The organism is Staphylococcus sp. HMSC035D11 (assembly GCF_001836075.1).
In the GTDB taxonomy this organism is placed as follows: Bacteria; Bacillota; Bacilli; order Staphylococcales; family Staphylococcaceae; genus Staphylococcus; species Staphylococcus hominis.
The window spans coordinates 46638-67944 of the sequence record NZ_KV827283.1; the positions used below are offsets into that span (position 1 = coordinate 46638).

A 21307-nucleotide genomic window follows, 5' to 3' on the forward strand; every position below is an offset into this window, starting at 1 on the left:
AAACTATACAGTTGAAAATACACGTGTAGGTCAAAGTAGTGATTTTGATAAATTAACTTTAGATGTTTGGACTAATGGTTCAATTACTCCACAAGAGTCTGTTTCATTAGCTGCTAAAATTATGACTGAACATTTAAATATTTTCGTTGGTCTTACAGATGAAGCGCAAAATGCTGAAATCATGATTGAAAAAGAAGAAGATCAAAAAGAAAAAGTACTTGAAATGTCTATCGAAGAATTAGACTTATCAGTACGTTCATACAACTGTTTAAAACGTGCAGGCATCAATTCTGTTCAAGAATTAGCGGACAAGTCTGAAGCTGATATGATGAAAGTGCGTAATTTAGGTCGTAAATCTCTTGAAGAAGTTAAATATAAATTAGAAGATTTAGGATTAGGTTTAAGAAAAGAAGATTAATAAGTTAAAGGAGGTTAACTCATGGGTTACAGAAAATTAGGTCGTACTTCTGATCAACGTAAAGCTATGTTACGTGACTTAGCTACATCACTTATCGTAAGTGAGCGTATTGAAACTACAGAAGCTCGTGCAAAAGAAGTTCGTAGTGTTGTTGAGAAATTAATCACTTTAGGTAAAAAAGGTGACTTAGCATCTCGTCGTAATGCTGCTAAAACATTACGTAATGTTGAAATCTTAAATGAAGATGAAACTACACAAACTGCACTTCAAAAATTATTTGGTGAAATTGCTGAACGTTATGCAGAACGTCAAGGTGGATACACTCGTATTCTTAAAGTAGGTCCTCGTCGTGGTGACGGTGCTGAATCAGTTATCATCGAATTAGTAGATTAATTTTATATATAAATACACTAACTACTTGTATTTAAAGCAAATGAGTGCAACGATAATGTTTGCCACATACAAATATTGTCTAGCTCAGAGTACCCCATCAACTAAATACTAATATAAAGCGTGAACTCAACTAAAATGTGATGGGGTGCGCGCTTTTTTAATTTTAATGAATCTATAATGATTAAAAAGAGTCGTGCTTTTGAGGCATGACTCTTTTTATATATAAAAGACGTTTACTCATGTACATCTAGTTTTTATTCATGTAAACTAATGTAGTAACTATTAATAAAGGAGGAAGGCTGTGAAAACTGATAATAACAATATCATCGAACTTAAACATGTACATTTTCAATATCAAAAAGATGCGGCCTTCACTTTAGAAGATGTGTCATTTAATATACCAAAACATCAATGGACATCCATTGTAGGACATAATGGTTCGGGGAAATCTACAATTGCAAAACTTATAGTTGGAATAGAACAAGCAACTGAAGGAGAAATTTTTTATAACAATCATTTAGTTACGCCTGATTATTTAAGAGAGGTTAGACGCCATATTGGTATTGTCTTTCAAAATCCAGAAAATCAATTTGTAGGTTCAATTGTGGAATATGATGTAGCTTTTGGACTCGAGAATCACGCAGTATCTCATGACAAAATGAAAGCAATCGTCATTCAATCTTTAGATAATGTAGATATGAAAGAATATATGGAATATGAACCACATTCTTTATCGGGAGGCCAAAAGCAACGCGTGGCTATTGCAGGAGTCTTAGCACTAAGTCCAGATGTCATCATTCTTGATGAAGCAACCTCTATGTTAGATCCCCAAGGTAAACAGTCTTTACTTTCATTAATTAGACAAGTTAAACAAGAGAAAAATTTAACGATTATTTCTATTACTCATGATTTAAGTGAAGCGTTAGAAAGCGACCATGTCGTCATTATGAATAAAGGCAAAGTTTACAAAGAAGGCAAGCCAAATTTTATTTTTTTAAATACACAGTATTTAGTAGAGATTGGCTTAGATTTACCATTTGCAATGAAAATGAATCAAAAGCTAGGCTTTAAAGATGAATTCACTACATATGAAGGGCTGGTTGATAAATTATGACCATTCAATTTAATCATGTTTCATATATTTATCAAAAAGGCACTCCTTATGAATATCAAGCCTTAAATGATATCAATCTCAAAATTGAGCAAGGTAAATACTATGCGATTGTTGGTCAAACAGGAAGTGGTAAATCCACACTCATTCAACATTTTAATGGGCTATTAAAACCAACAAAAGGTAGTATTACTTTTGATAATAAGGAGATTACTCATAAAACAAAAGACAAGCATCTACGAGAATTAAGACAACAAGTAGGTTTGGTTTTTCAATTTCCTGAATCACAATTGTTTGAAGATAGTGTGGAAAGAGAAGTGGCATTTGGTCCTAAAAATTTTAAGATGAATGTGGAACAAGTTAAGTCATATGCGTATCAGTTACTCTTAGATTTAGGTTTTGATCATCATATTATGGAACAATCGCCATTTGAAATGTCAGGTGGTCAGATGCGTAAAATTGCATTAGTTTCTATCCTTGCAATGAAACCGAATATAATTATTCTTGATGAGCCTACTGCTGGACTTGACCCAAAAAGTCGTCAGCAAGTGATGGAATTAATAAAATCAATTCAGGTCAATCATCATAAAACTGTCATATTAGTGTCACACGATATGAATGATGTGGCACGATATGCAGAAGAAATCATTGTAATGAGACAAGGGAAAGTAATAGAACAGTGCTCTCCTAAATCATTATTCAGACAACACGAAAAACTGAAAGATTGGCATATTGCATTGCCTGATGTAGTACAACTGCAATATGATGTTGAAGATAAATATCAAACCATGTTTAATGATATTGCCTTAAATGAAGATGAGTTTGTAACGTTGTATCAGGAGTGGCAAGAACATGAAAAATAAACTTATTATAGGACGTTATTTACCTAATAACTCTGTAATACATCGTCTTGATCCTAGAGCAAAGTTGATTTTTGTATTTGTATTTATTATTTTTATCTTTTTTGCTCATTCTTTTGCTACATTTGCTTGGGTAATATTATTAATTCTATGTTTTATGAAAATGGCTAAAATTCAATTTTGGTTTTTAATTAAAGGATTAACACCGATATTTTTCTTCTTAATCTTTACGTTTTTAATGCACATTTTCTTTACTCACGGTGGGACTACGCTATTAGAAATAGGTTTTATTAAAATTGATAGTACAGGGGTATTAGAAGGTATTTTTATTTCTTTAAGATTAATAACAATTGTTATGGTTGCAACAATTATGACATTATCAACAAGTCCAATTGACTTGACTGATGCTTTTGAAAAGTTAATGGCCCCATTGAAACTATTTAAAATTCCTGTGCATCAATTAAGTATGATTATGTCAATTGCTTTAAGGTTTATTCCAACATTGATGGATGAATTAGATAAAATTATTCTTGCTCAAAAATCAAGAGGTTCTGAAATCAGTTCGGGTAGTTTAATGACAAGAATTAAAGCTTTCATTCCATTAATGATACCGCTATTTATTTCTGCCTTTCAAAGAGCTGATGAATTAGCAATTGCAATGGAAGTTAGAGGATATGATGCTAATGTACAACGTACAAGTTATCGTAAGTTGTCATGGCATAAGAGAGATACTTTGAGTCTATTCAGTCTGATACCTATTGGAATGATATTATTTGTATTAAAATATATGGGAGTGTAAGACATTGCGCATACTAGTAAATATTGCGTATCAAGGACATGGATTTCTTGGTTTTCAAATTCAACAACAAGGTAGAACTGTTCAACAACAATTTGAAAAAATTTTAAAACGTATGCATCGTCGGCATGTGCGTATACATCCATCAAGTCGCACAGATCGTGGTGTGCATGCTTATGAACAGTATTTTCATTTTGACACAGAATTGAATATTGAGCCTAAACAATGGAAATATGCGATGAATAGTGCGTTACCTGAGGATATTTACGTGAATAGTGTAAAACAAGTAGATGACACGTTTCATTGTCGTTATGATTGTGTAGGTAAGAGATATCGCTATAAAGTGTATCAAGCGGAACATCGCAATCCATTTGAAAGTGGTCTTAAGACATTTATAAAAGATGACTTAGATTTAGATAAGATGAATGAAGCGGCTAAACACTTTATTGGAACTCATGATTTTACTGGATTTTGTTCACAAAAGACTGAAGTTGAAAGTAAAGAACGTACACTATACCAAAGTGAAGTTGTAAAAACGGACGAAGGTTTTGACTATATCGTCACAGGTTCTGGTTTCTTATATAATATGGTGCGCGTACTTGTAGCTTTTTTAATAGAAGTAGGTAAAGGGAAGCGACAACCTAACGAAGTTCCTGAACTGCTTAAAGCTAAAAATAGAGATAATGTCCCTTTTACAGCACCCGCTGAAGGATTATATCTTGAAAAGATATATTTAGATCCAGAAGCACTTAAAAATGACTTTGGTGAGGATATAAAAATACATTACAAAAAATCATTACAAAATGACTAATATGCATTGACAAATGGGCTTATAAAATATAAGATAGTTAACGGTATTGTTTTATATCATCCCACGATAAGCCCCGGAAACTTATTGTGTTACAAGATATATAAGCAGATTAGACAGGAATAAAATAAATGAACATTACGCTTTGAAATCGTAACAGAATGACCTAGATTGCAGGCCTCGTTCGTAGGTTCGACTGCGATGAGTACCTGTAATCTAAGACGAAGCATTTATTTTTAGGAGGATAATTATTATGCGTCAAACATTTATGGCAAATGAATCAAACATTGAGCGCAAATGGTATGTTATCGATGCTGAAGGCCAAACATTAGGTCGTTTATCATCAGAAGTAGCATCTATCTTACGCGGTAAAAATAAAGTAACTTATACACCACACGTTGATACTGGTGACTATGTAATCATCATCAACGCTGAAAAAATCGAATTAACTGGTAAAAAAGAACAAGATAAAGTTTACTACCGTCACTCAAATCACCCAGGTGGTATTAAATCAGTGACTGCTGGTGAATTAAAACGTAACAACCCTGCTCGTTTACTTGAAACTTCTATCAAAGGAATGTTACCAAGTTCACGTTTAGGTGAAAAACAAGGTAAAAAATTATTTGTATACAGTGGCGCTGAACACCCACACGCTGCACAACAACCAGAAAACTACGAATTACGTGGTTAATTAGAAGGAGGAAATTACATTGGCACAAGTTGAATATAGAGGCACAGGCCGTCGTAAAAACTCAGTAGCACGTGTACGTTTAGTACCAGGTGAAGGTAATATCACTGTTAACGATCGTGACGTACGCGAATACTTACCATTCGAATCATTAATCTTAGACTTAAACCAACCATTCGATGTTACAGAAACTAAAGGTAACTATGATGTATTAGTTAACGTATACGGTGGTGGTTTCACTGGACAAGCTCAAGCTATCCGTCATGGTATCGCTCGTGCATTATTAGAAGCTGACCCAGAATACAGAGGTTCTTTAAAACGCGCAGGTTTATTAACTCGTGACCCACGTATGAAAGAACGTAAAAAACCAGGTCTTAAAAAAGCACGTCGTTCTCCACAATTCTCAAAACGTTAATATTGGAATTGTTGCAAACTTGTTTGCTTACAAGTTCAGTATGCAAATTGCGTCAGCAATTTGTGTTCAATTAAAATGTTTAAAGCACTTCTCAACTTTGAGAAGTGCTTTTTTATATAAAAAAGGCTAGTAGTTCTAAGAAACACTAGCCACATGTCTATCTATTTATTTTTCATAACTTCATCAACCACTTCTGTCATGTCATTATGGATAACTAAACTTGCTTGTCTATCATACGGTGTAGCGTCTCTATTAATAATTACAAGATTGTCTCCTGTAAAGTTAGAAATAAAGCCAGCAGCAGGTTGTACGACCAAGGATGAACCTAACACAATGACAGTATCTGCTTTTTGGATTTTATCTAATGCTCTAAAGACAGTAGGCTGATCGAGCATTTCGCCGTATAATACGATATCAGGGCGAATGACATCACCGCAGTTCTCACAATATCTTAATTTGTGTTCCATAACATATGATTTCGTATATTCTTTTCCACAATTGATGCAATAAAAGCGATTCAGTGTACCATGAATTTCATCAATATGTTCACTTCCAGCATCTTCATGTAACCCATCGATATTTTGGGTAATCACACCTAAAGATTTGCCTTCTTTTTCTAATTCTGCAATCCATTCATGAACGATATTAGGTTTTTTATCAGCTACTAGTAGTCGTTTATGATAAAAGTCGATAAAGCTTTCTTTATTATCATTTAAATGATCAACACTTAATAAATATTCAGGTGAATAACCCTCTTTTGAAATTTCATCAAATAATCCACCCATTGAACGGAAATCAGGTATGCCACTTGCAACTGATACACCCGCACCAGTAAAAAATACAATTTTGTTTGATTTATCAACAATTTCTTTTAATTTTTCGATTTTATTACTCAATCTGAGCACCTCGTTTATAATAATGACTAATATAACTTTTTTAAAATGAATTTTATACTATTATTACAACATATTTTTACCTTTATTTTCTAGTTTTAAAACAAGTAATAGTATAGAATGAAATTGCGCTTAAAATCTTTATGAGATATATGTGTTCATTTTATATGGACATGTTTAATAAAATAAGTTGGATGTGAGAATTTGAATGAATAAATACGATCGTTTAGAAGAAATTACTAAACTCGTAAATCAAAAAGGAACGGTTAGGACAAATGAAATCGTTGAGGATCTTAACGTATCTGATATGACAGTACGTCGTGATTTAGCTGAACTAGAAGAAAAAGGATTACTAACTAAAATACATGGCGGTGCACGTAGTAATTCAGCTTTTCAAATTAAAGAAAAGTCTCATCAAGAAAAGCACACAGAGAATATTGAAGAAAAACGTGCTGTCGCAAGGAAAGCTGTTAACTTAATTGAAGAAAACGATACGATTTTTTTGGGACCTGGAACAACAATCGAGTTACTGGCTCAATTAATAGATCGAGAGTCATTAACAGTGATTACGAATTGTTTTCCAGTATTTCAAATATTATTTGAAAAGCGTTCGCTAAATTTTAAAGTTTACTTATTAGGTGGAGAAATGAGAGAACTTACTGAATCATTTGTAGGTGAAATGACGAATACGCTCCTTAAAACAAAACGATTTAGTAAAATGTTTTTTAGTTGTAATGGAATAAAAGATGCAGATGTGCTCACTTCTACAATTGACGAAGCGTATACACAACAACTTGCACTTCATCGTTCACTTGAAAAGTACTTATTAATTGATACTTCAAAAATTGGAAAAGAAGATTTTACCCAATTATGTCATTTAGAAGATTTAACAGCAGTTGTTGTAGATAAAAATGATGAAGATAATGTACAAAAATTAAAAGCTTATACAGAAGTGATACATTAATTGAATGATACCAAGATTGTTTATTTAAACAATCTTGGTATTTTTTTAGATAATTGAACGCAATTAAACATAAAAACAAAACATTTTGTTTAAATAAACGAAATTTCAAACAATATTCGAACATTTATTGTTGATTATTTGTTTGTTTATGTTTATAATTTAGGTGTAAAGATTTGAAAGCGCTTTTTCAAACACATGTGTTTAATTATCTTATTTTCAAAGGAGAATCATTATGACAATTTTTATTGGTTCAGATGTCGCTGGTCAACGTCTTAAAGATGTTGTAAAAACATTTTTAAAAGAAAATAACCATGATGTAGTAGATGTAACAGAAGGAAAAGAATTAGACTTTGTTGATTCAACATTAGCAGTTGTACACGAAGTACAAAAGAACGATGATAATTTAGGAATTGCAGTGGATGCTTATGGTGCAGGTAGTTTTATTGTTGCTACAAAAGTAAAAGGAATGATTGCTGCTGAAGTATCAGATGAACGTTCAGCATATATGACACGTAGTCACAACAATGCACGCATGATTACGATGGGTGCTGAAATTGTAGGCGATACATTAGCTAAAAATATTGCTAAAGAATTTGTAAATGGACACTATGATGGCGGACGTCACCAAATCCGTGTAGATATGTTAAATAAAATGTGCTAATTGGAGGAATAAATAATGAAAATTGCTATAGGTTGCGATCACATTGTAACTGATACAAAAATGGAAGTTTCACAACACTTAAAAGCTCAAGGACACGAAGTTATTGATGTAGGTACGTATGATTTTACACGTACACATTATCCTATCTTCGGTAAAAAAGTAGGAGAAAAAGTTGCTAGTGGAGAAGCAGATTTAGGCGTATGTATTTGTGGTACTGGCGTTGGTATTAGTAATGCAGCAAACAAAGTCCCAGGTGTAAGAACAGCATTAGTACGTGATATGACATCAGCACTTTATTCAAAAGAAGAATTGAATGCTAATGTTGTTAGTTTCGGCGGTAAAGTAGCAGGCGAATTATTTATTTTCGATATCGTTGATGCATTTATCAAAGCAGAATACAAACCTACTGAAGAAAATAAAAAATTAATTGCTAAAATTAATCATTTAGAAGCACATAACGATAATCAAGCTAATCCTCACTTCTTTGATGAATTCTTAGAAAAATGGGACAAAGGTGAATATCACGATTAAGGAAGATGTGAAATGATTCTAACATTAACTTTAAATCCTTCAGTTGATATCTCTTACCCATTAGAACAGTTTCATCTAGATACTGTGAATAGAGTTAAAAAGACGAGTAAAACTGCTGGAGGAAAAGGATTAAATGTAACACGTGTATTATCAGAATTTGGCGAAAATGTGTTAGCAAGTGGCTTTTTAGGTGGCGCATTAGGTCAATTTATTGAAGAACAATTAACAGATGCTCAAATTGAACAGTCTTTCTTCAAAATAAAAGGAGAAACGCGAAATTGTATCGCTATTCTACATGAAGGACAACAAACTGAAATACTCGAACAAGGACCAACTATTGACAAGGAAGAAGCAGAGAGCTATAAAGCACATCTTTTAGAACTATTTAAAAGAGCTAATGTTATAGCGATGTCTGGAAGTTTACCTAAAGGTCTTAATACAAATTACTACGCTGATATTGTGAAATTAGCAAATGAACAAGAGCTACCTACGATTTTAGATAGTTCTGGTCAATCATTAATGGATGTATTGTTGAGCGAAAATAAGCCTTCAGTGATAAAACCTAATATTGATGAATTATCTCAATTATTACACACTACTGTCACTACAGATATCGATAGTTTAAAAGAAGCGGTTACTCAACCCATCTTCAAAGGTATTGAATGGATTATTGTTTCTTTAGGTGGCGATGGCGCTTTCGCTAAACATCATCAAACATTTTATAAAGTAAATATCCCCAAAATAGAAGTCGTTAATCCTGTAGGGTCTGGTGATTCTACTGTGGCAGGTATTGCATCAGGTCTTGTTCATCAACAATCCGATGAGGATTTACTGAAAAAAGCGAATGCATTTGGAATGTTAAATGCAATGGAGCATCAAACAGGTCATATCAATGTAGATAAATTTAAAGAACTATTCAAACAAATTGAAGTTATAGAGGTGTAATTCATGACAAAATCACAACAAAAATTAGCATCAATCGAACAATTAAGTAATCAAGATGGTATTATTTCAGCTTTAGCATTTGATCAACGTGGGGCATTAAAAAGAATGATGGCTGAACATCAAACAGAACCTCCTACAGTTGAACAAATCGAACAATTAAAAGTACTTGTATCAGAAGAGTTAACACAATATGCATCTTCTATTCTTTTAGATCCTGAATATGGCTTACCTGCTTCTGATGCACGTAATAAAGAGTGTGGTTTATTACTTGCATATGAAAAAACTGGATATGACGTGAATGCAAAAGGTCGTTTACCTGATTGCTTAGTAGAATGGTCTGCTAAACGTTTAAAAGAACAGGGTGCCAATGCAGTTAAATTCTTACTTTATTATGATGTAGATGATTCAGAAGAGATTAACATTCAAAAGAAAGCTTATATTGAACGAATTGGTTCAGAATGTGTTGCTGAAGACATTCCATTTTTCTTAGAAGTGTTAACTTATGATGATAATATTCCAGATAATAAAAGTGCTGAATTTGCAAAAGTAAAACCTCGTAAAGTAAATGAAGCAATGAAGTTATTCTCAGAAGAGCGATTCAATGTTGATGTGCTTAAAGTTGAAGTACCCGTAAATATGAATTTTGTCGAAGGATTTACAGAGGGTGAAGTTGTATACACAAAAGAAGAAGCAGCACAACATTTCCGTGATCAAGATGCAGCGACACATTTACCTTATATTTATTTAAGTGCTGGTGTATCAGCTGAATTATTCCAAGAAACATTAACATTTGCACATGATGCAGGTGCACATTTCAATGGTGTGTTATGCGGACGTGCGACATGGTCTGGTGCAGTTAAAGTTTATATTGAACAAGGAGAACAAGCCGCAAGAGAATGGTTACGTACAACTGGATATAAAAACATTGATGATTTAAATAAAGTACTAAAAACAACTGCAACATCTTGGAAAGCAAAATAACTTAGGGGAGGTTATTCATATGAACAGAGAAGAAGTACAATTACTTGGTTTTGAAATTGTCGCATATGCAGGAGATGCACGTTCAAAATTATTAGAGGCTTTAAACGCTGCTAATGAAGGTGATTTTGAAAAAGCTGAACAACTTACCGAGGAAGCAAATGAATGTATTGCAAATGCACATAAAGCTCAAACAAACTTATTAGCTCAAGAAGCGCAAGGTGATGACATTGCATTTAGTATTACAATGATTCACGGACAAGACCATTTAATGACAACGTTATTATTAAAAGATTTAATGAAGCATTTAATTGAATTATACAAAAAAGGGAGCTGACCCCTATGAATAAGTTAATAGCATGGATAGAAAAAGGAAAGCCGTTCTTTGAAAAAATATCCCGTAATATTTATTTAAGAGCGATTCGTGATGGATTTATTGCAGCAATTCCAATTATCTTGTTCTCAAGTATATTTATTTTAATCACATATGTACCTAACGTGTTTGGCTTTACTTGGAGTAAAACGATGGAAGGTATATTGATGAAACCATATAACTATACCATGGGTATTGTTGGTTTAAGCTAAAAAAGAGCCGTAAACGTTGGTATGAAGCGGTTTACAACTCTTGATGATATGAATTGAATACGTTTTGAATACGTGATTACTAAAAACTAACATAATTTGCGAACTTTTCAGCCACTTTCTCACGCTGCTTTTCTGTAACGTGTGCATATATTCCCATAGTCGTTTGTATATCCCCGTGACCTAATCTATCTTGTACCTCTTGAACAGATAAGCCCGCTTCAAATAATAATGAACAGTGCGTATGTCTAAAGCCATGTACTGTTATCCTTTTAAAATTATTCTTCTTACATATCAAATTCAAAGTTTCATTAGCATATACTCTATTTAGTCGTTTATTCGTTTCTACATTCGTGAATATTTCTTGATGTTTGCTAGATGTATTATGACCGTGTTTAAGAGATAACACACGTTGTTGAGTACGCCACTCTTTTAATACTTCTAACGTCTTATTATCAACGCTGATCGTTCTAATTGATGAACGAGTTTTAGGAGTATCTATAAATTGCCTATGATTTAAGCCCTCTGCAAGCGTCTTATTCACGCTTAACGTCTGATTAATAAAATCTATATCATTCCATGTTAAAGCCATTAATTCGCCACGTCTAATACCAGTAAAGGCAAGTGTACGAAATAAAGCATGATGTAATACATTATCTTTTACAAGCTCTAAAAACTGCTGCAATTCATCACTTGTATAGTATTTCATTGTTTCATGTTTCTGATTACTTTTCTTACGTGGTGCTTTTATGTGATTAAATGGATTATCAGTTATGATTTTTAAACTAATAGCATATTCAAAGATAGTAGACGCATATATACGCCCATTTTTCGTTTCTGAATATGTTCGATACCACTCATTCACTACTTTTTGACAATGTGGCACGGTAATATCTTTAATAGCCATATCCTTAAAGTGTGGAAGTATCATCATTTTAAACGTTGTCATTGCTTGCTGATAGGTGCTTTCTTTTACTGTATTTCTATATTGTTCTAACCATAGTTCATATATTTGTTTAAACGTCATTATTTCAGTATTTAAGAAGCCATTAGCTTGTACTTCTGTTTGCAGCTTAGCTTCTGCAATTTTGGCCTCTCTTTCAGTTTTAAAGCCACGTCTTGTTGTCCGCTTCTGCTTACGAGTAATTGGATCAACACCGAGATATGCAACAAACATATACGCCGTTGAGCCGTCTTTCTTTTTATATTTCTTAATCATTGTAAATCAATCCTTTCTACTTGCCCGCATGCATTTGATTGGATTGAACACACCTTTGAGAGTGGTTACTCATTGGTGCGGTAATAGTATTAATATTGTTGTAAGTGAATTTATAATAGGGTAGGCGAGCTACCCAATAATTATTCTTGAAATAATAAGCAATGTAACTTATAATGTGATTAAGATAACTCGAGAAGGATTAACGCTGGGTCCCAAAAAGGGGTAGGTGCATATGCAATATGCACTGAGCATTCCTATGTGCCTGGGGTTATCTTTTTTTATTTTTTAAACTATCAACTAAACTATCAACAAATCTAGTTGGGTTCTTTTTTATTTCACTAACGATGAATTCAATAAATTGTTGGGAATAGGTAAAAGATTGTTGTTTTCCTATTGTATGCTTAAATGCATATTTTTCTTCATTTTTTATATCATAAAATTCAATTATTAAATTTAATACATATTGGTTGAAACCTTTAGAATATGACATATTTATGTTTTTCTTTTTCAATCTTTCATTGACTGCAGTTATGACATTTTTAAATGAATATTTATGTGTATCTGACGGATCTTTATATTCTTTTACTACATCGACTTTGTTATCAGAACCTTTATGAATAGCTACTGTAAAATCAGCATTTTCTGTCTTTTTAGTAATATAAAGATTTTGTTTAATCCCAATTGAAAATTTATCTGAATTATATTCCTTGCTCAACACATCTATCTCATTAGTTTCTTTTATTAATTTTTCAGCAATTTCAGGTGGGTATTTCAATTTTATTTGTTCGTTAGATAATGGCTCGTAGCTAGCAGAGATAGTTAAAAAGTTTTGCGAAATATTTTCGGAAACATCTTTTTTATGAAATCTCATAGTTTCATTAATGTAATTCATTACACATGCTTGGAATAGTGGAGCATATTTAACTTCATATTCTTGAGTTATAAAATGAGTACTTATATTTCTTAAATCTACAATTTTTTCCAGATTTAATCTAATTCGAGTATTATAATCAGGATAGATTAATTTAATGGCATTATTTAAACTAATTGTTCTTTCTGGATTATCTTCATAATAAATACTTTCTCCGCGATTCAATAATTCTGCTTTTAACATTAATTCCCATGCATTACATATAAAAAAGGAAAAGCCCTCGATTCTGTATTTAATTGTTGGTTTATTATATATTTCTAAACCTAAAATAAAAGATTCAATGCTTTTATCAACTAATTGTTTACTTAAGTTTTCCATCTCTCAACCTCCTTTAATTAATTACTCATCATCTTCTAATAAATTTGTTACATTAACCGTTATTTCTTTTGTAGTAGGGTTAATGCTTACATCCTCTCCATATCCTAATGATTTTACTTGAATAGTATCGTTTACTAATTTTAATGCTATTTCAACATGTTGATAATCTTGCAAAATTAACAAAGTATCTTCATTTGTCACAACATCATGTGATCCTTTTCCGTTAATAGTAACTTTCCAATCATTGAAGTACATTCTATCTTTCTCCTTTAATTAAATTTAAATATAAACGACTATGTAATGCTATATTAATGTGTAAATAGTATGTATGAACTCGTAAGCAAAAGTTATAGAACATAAACTAGATACGCATATTTTTAAGTAATTCGAAATAAGTAAGACTATTATTAAATTGGTTATTTTCAATATTTTGTTTATTGGTAAACATATTAAACAATTCATTAACCTTATCTTGTTTCACTCTAGAGTATTTATTTTCTAAAAATGTTTCAATAAGTTTTTTAATTGTTTCTATGTCTTGTTCATTTAAAATGTTATAAAAATACATTTCTCTTTCGTTTAACGTTTTTTTATTATTTATGTTCTTATCAAAAATAAAATCTCTTCCATAAAAAATTTCGAAGTCTTTTTGTTTTAATAGCCAATTAAGATCAAAATATGGTTTATCTAATTCTTTTTTATTAGTTGTCCCTTTTTCAATTTGTATTTTATTTAAAAATATGGATTCTTCAATTTGACTATTATCATTCATTATAGTCTGCATTTTTTCATTATAAAAATCATCAAAGTATTGATACATTAAATCAATATTTTTTTGTTTTAAATTACTATCATCAGCATTAATAAATTTATCAAGTATTTCCTTTAAATAACTACTATTTACCTCACTAATATTTTTGGTTGTACCATATCTTTCTTCAATTAAATTTTTAAAGCCAAATAGTAAATTATAAATTATTTCAGCAGTTGGGAAATTACGTTTATTATTTTCAAGTTTACTTATATATGTTGTAGATACAGAAGATAGTTCAGATAGCTTTTTTACACTTATTCCAAAACCTTCACGTTCTTTTTTTAATATTTCTCCAAAATTCATATTTTCACCTCAAATAATATTATAAGTCTTCAGTACTCACACTACAACTATTTTTATATTGACAAAGTAATATGCATCTTTATATAATAATATTGTACTCACATCACAACAAAAACAAAAGAGTACAATGGAGGTTTTAAGATGAAAAATAATTTAAGTATGCTAATGGGCAAGAAAAAGATAAACACTACAAAATTAAGTGAAGAAACTGGTATTTCAAGAAATGCAATTTACGGACTGTATCACGAAAGAACTATAAATCCAGATTTACAAAATTTAATTAAGCTTTGTGAATATTTTGAAGTAACTTTAAATGATTTCTTCGATGTTAAGGAGGAGTAACTATGGCAGAACAGCAACCAATACTAAGTGAATCCGCTTCTTTAGAATTAGCAAATGGTATCTTAAAACTCGCCGAACAGATAGCGCAGCGAAAGATAGAGCAACAACAAAAGAGATGGGTTACGCAAACAGAATTAAGAAAGTTATACAGATGTACACATAGTGATATTACCGAATGGGAACGTTTAGGGCTAACTAAACGAAAACAAGGGCGCAGTTATTATTATGATCTCAAAGAAGTCGAAGAATTTTTACTATCACAGAAAAAATAAATTATCTAAGTCCCGCATGTTAGTAATTTGTGATTGAACGATAGTATTAATTCAATTTTAAGGTGGTGTTTAAATTGATTAGATTTCTGAATGAACTCGCTTATATATGTGTAATTACTATATTTCTAAATATGTATTCTGAATTACATTATGCGTTAGTGTTTTTCTTATTTGGAAGTATGATTGCAGCACTTAAATTTGATATGAGAGATGAAGAACATTCATATCTCTATAAAGCATACAGACAGCATTTAAGAAACAGATAAAAAGTATTCAAAATAATAAACCACTTCAATATGGAGCATTAGGAGGAACAAAATTATGAAAAATTTAAATAACAAACAAACCGAAAAAATCATATATCAATTATATAAAGATCGTATGAATTTAGAAGAAGAACTAACATTTGAGGAAAGATTCGACAGAGATAGAGCAATCATCAAAGTAATGTTTGAACGTTGGGGAATAGAACCAGAAGCACACGACAAATTAGCAGGTGCAATTGCACTTAAATATCGAAAAGTTTTTGAAACATACATGAATGTAACAAATCTTATAAATCACTTCAAAACTAATAAATTAAATTTAACTGATTTTGCATCTACAGAAAATTTAAAAGATTTATTTATATTACAAAACGCACTTAATGAATTAATCGCAAATATTCGAAATCAACATAAAAATTACATTGTTGTTCATAGAAATGGAGGAGCAAAATAATGAATTGGGAACAAAAAAACATTTTAAGTGATTTAGAAATCTTAAAAGAAAAATTGGAAGATTTATATACCACTCATGCATGGCACTTTGATGATATTTATATAAAAAGAGAAATTCAAACGCAAGAAGAAACATCACGTTATTTAATGGGATATTCAGAAAATCGTATTCAACATACTCAACATTCTGATTTACTGCATATGTATTTAAAAGAATTTGATAGTTTACTAGAGCGATTTAAAGAATTAAATAAAAAAGAAACGTCATCTGATATGAATAGTTTGGCGACTAAATCAGATAACGCGAATAATTAAAAAACTAATAAACTACTGAAAGGATAGCATTTTATGACTAATAAAATCAAGTGTTCTAAAGGTTATGGCGTCATTACGCAAAGTGTTATGTCTAGTAAAGATATAAGTATCGAAGCTAAAGCATTGTATTGCTATTACATGGCACACGTAGGGGATAACTTTATTCCTAGCGCTACACAAACATGCAATGATTTGATGATCAGTTATAAACGTTTTAAAACACTACGAACACAATTATTTGAAAGAGGCTTTTTATAAATTGATAAAAATTAGCAGCAAAGGAGGGCAGAAGATTGGCAACGTATAGAGTGAAAAAAGAAAGTGGTAATTTTGTAACTATTCATAAAGGCTTTATAACTGATGATAGATTATCAGCTAAAGCAAAAGGTATTTTGTTGTATTTATTAAGTCGTCCTGATGATTGGCAAATATATACATTAGAAGTAGTAAAGCATATGAATGACGGACAGAAGTCAATCAATAGTGGGATTAACGAACTTATTAAAGTTGGTTATGTAGAACGTAGTAGAAAACGTAAAGATAATGGTGATTTTAATGGTTACGATTATGTAGTGTATGAAAAACCAAAAAACATTCGCGAAATGCCATTTGGGGAAAACGCGAAACGCGAAAACGCCAAACGCATAAATGCGAAACGCGAAAACGCGAAAGGGCACACTACTAATATTAATAATACCTATAAGGATTTAACTAATAATTATGATACTGAAATTAACAGTAGTAGTAGTGCAAGCACTACTAAACAACAACCACCGTCACATTCTTACAGTAATGTATTCAACTTTTACCAAGAAAATGGGTTTGGAATACTTCAACCATTTGTAGTTGATCAGATTGAAAACTGGATAGATGATTTCGACGGTAATGAAAATGTCATTATTGAAGCATTAAAAGAAGCAGCAACAAATAACGTGTGTAAGTGGAGCTATGCTAACAGTATCCTTAAAAGTTGGTATCAAGACGGTATTAAGTCTATTAACGACATAGAAGCACGTAGAAAACAACGTGAAGCAAGTAAGAATAAAACGGAATCTACAAAAACATTCGATAACTCTCAATATGCAGATTTATTTTAGGAGGGAAGATGCTTGAAAAGTATTAATGATATTGATTTAAAAAGCAAAATGCGTAGTGAATTGATTGAAGAACAATATAACCTTAAATGTGATAAATGCAAAAACATATATAGTTATCATAAATTCAGAAAGTCAGACGGTACAATTCAAATAATTAGAAACGGGTGCGAGTGCGAATCCATTGAGAAAGGAAAACAAAGTAGAAGCCAACACAAAGCAAATCAAAAACGCTTGAATATTGAAAAAGTATTTAAGCAATCCATGATGAATGATGATTTATTAAAAGCTGAATTTGATAATTATAAACCAACTAATAAAAACTTATTAGAAGCTAAGCAGATTCTACAAAAGTATGCAGCTAACTTTAAACCAGATAAACCAAAGTCGCTACTTTTACAGGGGAGTTATGGCATAGGCAAAAGTCATTTAGCTATGTCGGTTGTAAGAGAAGTCAAAAAGAAAGGCTATACAGCTTTATTCTTAGATGTTACTGAATTAGTAAAAGCTTATCGAAATACCTATAACAAGAATGTAGCAATGACTGAAAAAGAATTAGATCAAATGATTAGAGATGTAGATTTGCTTGTGATAGATGATTACGGCACAACAGTAAACGATTATGGCAATGAAAAACTATTTTCACTAACAGACATGAGAACAGGTAAAAGCAACATCATAACAACTAATCGTGAAGCATTAGAACTTTCTAACAATGACGATAAAGCAAAAAGATTTAGTCGTTTGATGAAAAACACACAAATTATAAAAATGCATGGTACAGATTATAGATTAAAAGATTTTAAAGCATAAGTGGTAACGGGCTTTGTACCCGTTCCGCTTCTTAGAAAGGAGTAACACATAGTATGGCAAGTCTAAAACAAGCGTATCAACCAGACACAGACACCGAAGACATTGAAATGGTTAGTGATTATACGTTATTCACAGTTTACAACCCTAAATTTATTGAAGATAAAAAGCAGATGATAGAGGACTATATCGAAACGTTATACGAACGTAATACACCAAACATGGTATGTGATCCAGTAACTCAAATGGTTTACTATCAATCGCAAAATTTAGAAAGCCTAGTTATGTACATCATTGAAGAAAAAGAGAAGTTGAGTGCGTTCATCAGAAAAAGCAATAGAAACCTATATCATTTATACGCTATTTTAGAAGGCTATACAAAGCAAGAACAGATATTTATAAAGAATTACATCAGAAATGCAAAGGTGCGTGATAATGAGCTTGTGAGACGCTTTAAAATTGATTTATATAACTATGTCCAAGTTGAACGAGAGAAAAGGCAAGAAGAACATAACAAAAAGTCATTTAATGCGTACTTAGTGGATAAAGACGAAATAAGAAAAAGACAACAAAAGAAAAAGATTAATAATGGTTATGGCTTAACACTCAATCAAGAGAAAGAGCTGAGATTGATTAAAGAACATGAAGCAGAACGAAATACAGATATGGGAGTATTCATTGACTTAATTCAACAGATGAACAATGATGAACTCTTATCTTATGTGCTAGATCGTCATGAGTTTAATATTGATATTTATAATCTCAAAATATTAACTGATGCAGCACTTTATCGCTTGCCATTGAAACAAAGAAAACAAGCCTATAATCATTTAAAAGCAATAACAAGAACACTAATAAATAATCCAATCGAAAAGAGGTTAAAACGATATGAACAATGATGAAATGAATAAATTAAGTGAAGCATTAGAACTATCAGAATCACAAAGATTAGCATTATATAACTATAGTGAACGCCAAGCAAAAGAGAAAGCACAAACACAAGAACAAAAGAAAGAATTAAGTAGCTTAGAAAAGCATGAGAAACGCCAACAAATCATGAGCATTAAAGACGCTAACCAACGACAAGAAGAAATAGCGAAGCATGTTGAATTATTTAAATAGGAGGGCTATTCATGAAAACATTAAAACAAATTGAAGTGCATAAAAAGAATATTGAAAGCTATCAAAAGGATATACAAGCACTAGAACAAGAAGTAAATAGCGAAAAAGAAAAGATTGATCAACTTAATAAAGACTATCAAGAATTAGTAGTAAGTGGCCAAGTTGAAAAAGCTGATAAGCTATATACTAAAATTGATAAGCAAGAAACAACGTATAAAGCAAAAGTAAAACGTTTAAGTGTTATGAAGCAATCACTGAAACAGGTTATTATTAAAAATTGTAGCAGCATGCAAGAAGAAGCCGATAAATTAAGTGATGAATATATTGATATTTACTATGATGATTTACAACACTATAACAAGCTCAAAGAAGAACTAAAACAAGCAGAACAGAAACTGGAAGAACATAACAATAGTTATCTACTTAATCAACGTAATTTAAGCCATTATATAGATAGATTAACAAGAGAAAACAATATTCAACCAACTGAGTTTATGGGTAGCGTCAATAGTCGCAAACCATTTTATATTTAAGCAATGTAGCCTACTTTTATAGTGGGCTTATTTTATAGCTTAGTGAGGTATTACATGAAAAAATTAACAACTAAACAAAGACGCTTTGCAGATGAGTATATAGAAACGGGTAATCCTTATTATTCAGCCGTAAAAGTGGGATATAGCGAAGTATACGCAAGAGATAATGCTTTAAAATTATTGGAAAATATTAATGTGAAATCCTATATACATGAGCGTTTAGAAGAAATAAAGAATGATAATATGACCGAGAAATACGGAGTTATGCGTTATTTAACAAGATTAATAAAGTAGGCGATAATTTGTTAGGAGGGATAAAATGAAGTCATTAACGCTAAAACAAAAACAATTCGCAGATGAGTACATTCGAACTGGAAACGCCTATCAATCGGCAGTAAATGCGGGTTATAGTGTAAGTTATGCGAGAGGTAATGCGATAAAATTGTTGGAAAATGTGAGTATAAATAAATATATAGATGACAACTTAGAAATTATTCAAAAAGAAAGCATAGCAGAAACTGATGAGATCATGCGTTACTTAACACGAGTGCTTAGAGGCGAAGAAAAAGAAGAAATATTGGTATATGTAGGCGACGGTATGCAAGAAATCCAAACAGTACAGCCTAGTGCAAAAGACAGAATAAAAGCTGCAGAACTCTTAGGTAAACGATACAGAATGTGGACTGAAAAACAAGAAATAGAAATCACTACACCAATATTCATTGATGATGTGCCAGAAGAAGATTAAAGAATGATTATGAAAATAGTACTTACTCAATTTTGAGTAGGTGCTTTTTATTAATAAATAATTAAGGTATCGGTATTTTACAGTACCCTTTATTCTGTATTTGATATTAAATAAGAGTTTAATTTGGTAGTATATAAAGTAAAGGTTTGTTTTTCTAATTTTTTAAATTCAGCTTTTATTTGCGTTCTAAGAGTCATTAAGTAAAAATATATATGAAATTCTCTAAATGCTCTAAAAAGTATCTTAAATTTGCAAATAAGGGTATTTAAAAGGAGAGATTTAAATCATGAAAATAAGTCAGTGGATAATAAGTTTAGTAGTTGGAATTTTGATATTTTTAGTTGTTTTTTTTATAGGAGATAACTCATTCTCTGTGGCTTTATTATGTGGAGTTGTTGGTTTTATTGGTAATGCGTTAATTGGTTGGAATGCTAGACGAAAAATGTAAGTCATGCATATATGTCGAGAAAATTTATTGATGTTGAGTGGAACTGTTAATTAAATTACAAATATATATAGTGAATGTACTATCCGACAATTCGTTGATTTTGGTTTAATAAAGCATTTAGAATAAAGCAATGTTGATTTATGAATTTTTGAGTAGAAGGGAGTTTTTTATGAATAGTAATTATATTTCTATCGCTTTTTTAAATGAAATACCATTGTTTGATCGTAACTTTTCTTTGATAAAACATGAATTTGAACAATGGAATCAAGAGTATGA

The 21307-nt window shown here is 31.3% G+C and carries 33 protein-coding genes and 1 pseudogene; 29 read left to right on the forward strand and 5 right to left on the reverse strand.

The window, feature by feature from the left end:
• The 8 genes from HMPREF2647_RS09725 to rpsI all read left to right on the forward strand — a co-directional run.
• Positions 1-418, forward strand: a 418-nt coding sequence (locus HMPREF2647_RS09725) for a DNA-directed RNA polymerase subunit alpha C-terminal domain-containing protein (RefSeq protein WP_305367153.1), incomplete at its 5' end; no start/stop codon positions are given.
• A 21-nt stretch (positions 419-439) separates the two neighbouring features.
• Complete coding sequence (gene rplQ / locus HMPREF2647_RS09730) at positions 440-811, forward strand: 50S ribosomal protein L17 (RefSeq protein WP_002448491.1); 372 nt, start codon at positions 440-442, stop codon at positions 809-811.
• A gap of 301 nt (positions 812-1112) precedes the next feature.
• Entirely contained in the window at positions 1113-1925 is an 813-nt protein-coding gene (locus tag HMPREF2647_RS09735) for an energy-coupling factor transporter ATPase (protein WP_048762077.1), read from the forward strand.
• Positions 1922-2785 (forward strand): energy-coupling factor transporter ATPase, encoded by an 864-nt coding sequence (locus tag HMPREF2647_RS09740; protein WP_019835776.1) that lies wholly within the window; start codon positions 1922-1924, stop codon positions 2783-2785. The genes HMPREF2647_RS09735 and HMPREF2647_RS09740 overlap by 4 nt, the downstream gene beginning before the upstream one ends.
• Positions 2775-3581, forward strand: a complete 807-nt coding sequence (locus HMPREF2647_RS09745) for an energy-coupling factor transporter transmembrane component T family protein (RefSeq protein ID WP_049414047.1) — start codon at positions 2775-2777, stop codon at positions 3579-3581. Before HMPREF2647_RS09740 ends, HMPREF2647_RS09745 begins: the two co-directional genes overlap by 11 nt.
• Before the next feature lie 4 nt (positions 3582-3585).
• Positions 3586-4389, forward strand: a complete 804-nt coding sequence (truA, locus tag HMPREF2647_RS09750; protein WP_048679181.1) for a tRNA pseudouridine(38-40) synthase TruA — start codon at positions 3586-3588, stop codon at positions 4387-4389.
• Positions 4390-4639: 250 nt separating this feature from the next.
• A complete protein-coding gene (gene rplM, locus HMPREF2647_RS09755; protein WP_002448612.1) occupies positions 4640-5077 on the forward strand; it encodes a 50S ribosomal protein L13 in 438 nt (145 codons plus the stop codon).
• 19 nt (positions 5078-5096) lie between these two features.
• The gene (gene rpsI, locus HMPREF2647_RS09760) at positions 5097-5489 is read left to right on the forward strand and encodes a 30S ribosomal protein S9 (RefSeq protein WP_002448344.1); all 393 of its coding nucleotides are present in this window, start codon (positions 5097-5099) and stop codon (positions 5487-5489) included.
• Positions 5490-5650: 161 nt separating this feature from the next.
• Here rpsI and HMPREF2647_RS09765 read toward each other — a convergent pair whose 3' ends face one another.
• Positions 5651-6385, reverse strand: a complete 735-nt coding sequence (locus tag HMPREF2647_RS09765) for an NAD-dependent protein deacylase (protein WP_019835774.1) — start codon at positions 6383-6385, stop codon at positions 5651-5653.
• Between the two features lie 205 nt (positions 6386-6590).
• Between HMPREF2647_RS09765 and HMPREF2647_RS09770 the strand changes: the two genes are divergently transcribed.
• The 7 genes and pseudogenes from HMPREF2647_RS09770 to HMPREF2647_RS09800 form a co-directional block, all read left to right on the forward strand.
• Positions 6591-7346 carry a DeoR/GlpR family DNA-binding transcription regulator gene (locus HMPREF2647_RS09770; protein ID WP_019835773.1) on the forward strand — a complete coding sequence of 252 codons (756 nt, stop codon included), beginning with the start codon at positions 6591-6593 and terminating at the stop codon, positions 7344-7346.
• Between the two features lie 232 nt (positions 7347-7578).
• Positions 7579-8007: a galactose-6-phosphate isomerase subunit LacA gene (gene lacA / locus HMPREF2647_RS09775; RefSeq protein WP_002448540.1), complete on the forward strand. Its 429-nt coding sequence runs from the start codon at positions 7579-7581 to the stop codon at positions 8005-8007.
• Between the two features lie 15 nt (positions 8008-8022).
• Positions 8023-8538: a galactose-6-phosphate isomerase subunit LacB gene (gene lacB, locus HMPREF2647_RS09780; protein WP_002448324.1), complete on the forward strand. Its 516-nt coding sequence runs from the start codon at positions 8023-8025 to the stop codon at positions 8536-8538.
• Positions 8539-8550: 12 nt separating this feature from the next.
• Complete coding sequence (locus tag HMPREF2647_RS09785) at positions 8551-9483, forward strand: tagatose-6-phosphate kinase (RefSeq protein WP_037541586.1); 933 nt, start codon at positions 8551-8553, stop codon at positions 9481-9483.
• A gap of 3 nt (positions 9484-9486) precedes the next feature.
• Positions 9487-10464, forward strand: a complete 978-nt coding sequence (gene lacD / locus HMPREF2647_RS09790; RefSeq protein ID WP_019835810.1) for a tagatose-bisphosphate aldolase — start codon at positions 9487-9489, stop codon at positions 10462-10464.
• A gap of 19 nt (positions 10465-10483) precedes the next feature.
• Positions 10484-10798, forward strand: a complete 315-nt coding sequence (locus HMPREF2647_RS09795) for a PTS lactose/cellobiose transporter subunit IIA (RefSeq protein WP_017174827.1) — start codon at positions 10484-10486, stop codon at positions 10796-10798.
• Between the two features lie 5 nt (positions 10799-10803).
• Positions 10804-11034 (forward strand): annotated as a pseudogene (locus HMPREF2647_RS09800) (PTS transporter subunit EIIC); the annotation flags it as partial.
• Between the two features lie 91 nt (positions 11035-11125).
• Here the strand turns inward: HMPREF2647_RS09800 and HMPREF2647_RS09805 are convergent.
• The 4 genes from HMPREF2647_RS09805 to HMPREF2647_RS09820 form a co-directional block, all read right to left on the reverse strand.
• On the reverse strand, positions 11126-12262 hold the full coding sequence (locus tag HMPREF2647_RS09805) for a site-specific integrase (RefSeq protein WP_070860000.1): 1137 nt from the start codon (positions 12260-12262) through the stop codon (positions 11126-11128).
• 268 nt (positions 12263-12530) lie between these two features.
• Positions 12531-13511, reverse strand: a complete 981-nt coding sequence (locus HMPREF2647_RS09810; protein ID WP_070860002.1) for a DUF3644 domain-containing protein — start codon at positions 13509-13511, stop codon at positions 12531-12533.
• A 21-nt stretch (positions 13512-13532) separates the two neighbouring features.
• Positions 13533-13766 (reverse strand): hypothetical protein, encoded by a 234-nt coding sequence (locus HMPREF2647_RS09815; RefSeq protein WP_002468636.1) that lies wholly within the window; start codon positions 13764-13766, stop codon positions 13533-13535.
• A 106-nt stretch (positions 13767-13872) separates the two neighbouring features.
• The gene (locus tag HMPREF2647_RS09820; protein ID WP_053083529.1) at positions 13873-14628 is read right to left on the reverse strand and encodes a helix-turn-helix domain-containing protein; all 756 of its coding nucleotides are present in this window, start codon (positions 14626-14628) and stop codon (positions 13873-13875) included.
• A 141-nt stretch (positions 14629-14769) separates the two neighbouring features.
• Here HMPREF2647_RS09820 and HMPREF2647_RS09825 point away from each other — a divergent pair, with 141 nt between their 5' ends.
• From HMPREF2647_RS09825 to HMPREF2647_RS11345, 14 genes are all read left to right on the forward strand, one after another.
• Positions 14770-14970, forward strand: a complete 201-nt coding sequence (locus HMPREF2647_RS09825) for a helix-turn-helix domain-containing protein (RefSeq protein WP_070860003.1) — start codon at positions 14770-14772, stop codon at positions 14968-14970.
• Between the two features lie 2 nt (positions 14971-14972).
• Positions 14973-15242 carry a hypothetical protein gene (locus HMPREF2647_RS09830; protein ID WP_070860005.1) on the forward strand — a complete coding sequence of 90 codons (270 nt, stop codon included), beginning with the start codon at positions 14973-14975 and terminating at the stop codon, positions 15240-15242.
• Positions 15243-15307: 65 nt separating this feature from the next.
• Positions 15308-15508, forward strand: a complete 201-nt coding sequence (locus HMPREF2647_RS09835; RefSeq protein WP_231103777.1) for a hypothetical protein — start codon at positions 15308-15310, stop codon at positions 15506-15508.
• A gap of 55 nt (positions 15509-15563) precedes the next feature.
• Positions 15564-15962 (forward strand): hypothetical protein, encoded by a 399-nt coding sequence (locus HMPREF2647_RS09840; RefSeq protein WP_070860007.1) that lies wholly within the window; start codon positions 15564-15566, stop codon positions 15960-15962.
• The gene (tscT, locus tag HMPREF2647_RS09845) at positions 15962-16276 is read left to right on the forward strand and encodes a type II toxin-antitoxin system toxin TscT (protein ID WP_070860008.1); all 315 of its coding nucleotides are present in this window, start codon (positions 15962-15964) and stop codon (positions 16274-16276) included. The genes HMPREF2647_RS09840 and tscT overlap by 1 nt, the downstream gene beginning before the upstream one ends.
• A gap of 33 nt (positions 16277-16309) precedes the next feature.
• Positions 16310-16534 carry a hypothetical protein gene (locus HMPREF2647_RS09850; RefSeq protein WP_037556069.1) on the forward strand — a complete coding sequence of 75 codons (225 nt, stop codon included), beginning with the start codon at positions 16310-16312 and terminating at the stop codon, positions 16532-16534.
• A gap of 35 nt (positions 16535-16569) precedes the next feature.
• A complete protein-coding gene (locus HMPREF2647_RS09855; RefSeq protein WP_070860009.1) occupies positions 16570-17373 on the forward strand; it encodes a DnaD domain protein in 804 nt (267 codons plus the stop codon).
• Positions 17374-17385: 12 nt separating this feature from the next.
• Positions 17386-18183: an AFG1/ZapE family ATPase gene (gene zapE / locus HMPREF2647_RS09860; RefSeq protein ID WP_070860010.1), complete on the forward strand. Its 798-nt coding sequence runs from the start codon at positions 17386-17388 to the stop codon at positions 18181-18183.
• A gap of 53 nt (positions 18184-18236) precedes the next feature.
• Complete coding sequence (locus tag HMPREF2647_RS09865) at positions 18237-19079, forward strand: pathogenicity island protein (protein ID WP_070860011.1); 843 nt, start codon at positions 18237-18239, stop codon at positions 19077-19079.
• Positions 19069-19302 carry a hypothetical protein gene (locus HMPREF2647_RS09870; RefSeq protein WP_065581156.1) on the forward strand — a complete coding sequence of 78 codons (234 nt, stop codon included), beginning with the start codon at positions 19069-19071 and terminating at the stop codon, positions 19300-19302. Before HMPREF2647_RS09865 ends, HMPREF2647_RS09870 begins: the two co-directional genes overlap by 11 nt.
• 11 nt (positions 19303-19313) lie before the next feature.
• On the forward strand, positions 19314-19835 hold the full coding sequence (locus HMPREF2647_RS09875; protein WP_070860013.1) for a coiled-coil domain-containing protein: 522 nt from the start codon (positions 19314-19316) through the stop codon (positions 19833-19835).
• A 54-nt stretch (positions 19836-19889) separates the two neighbouring features.
• Positions 19890-20129, forward strand: coding sequence for a terminase small subunit (locus HMPREF2647_RS09880; RefSeq protein WP_070860015.1), 240 nt, complete (start codon positions 19890-19892; stop codon positions 20127-20129).
• A gap of 25 nt (positions 20130-20154) precedes the next feature.
• Positions 20155-20583 carry a terminase small subunit gene (locus HMPREF2647_RS09885; RefSeq protein WP_070860017.1) on the forward strand — a complete coding sequence of 143 codons (429 nt, stop codon included), beginning with the start codon at positions 20155-20157 and terminating at the stop codon, positions 20581-20583.
• 286 nt (positions 20584-20869) lie between these two features.
• Positions 20870-21031: a hypothetical protein gene (locus HMPREF2647_RS11345; RefSeq protein WP_168210225.1), complete on the forward strand. Its 162-nt coding sequence runs from the start codon at positions 20870-20872 to the stop codon at positions 21029-21031.
• The last annotated feature ends 276 nt before the right edge of the window (positions 21032-21307 follow it).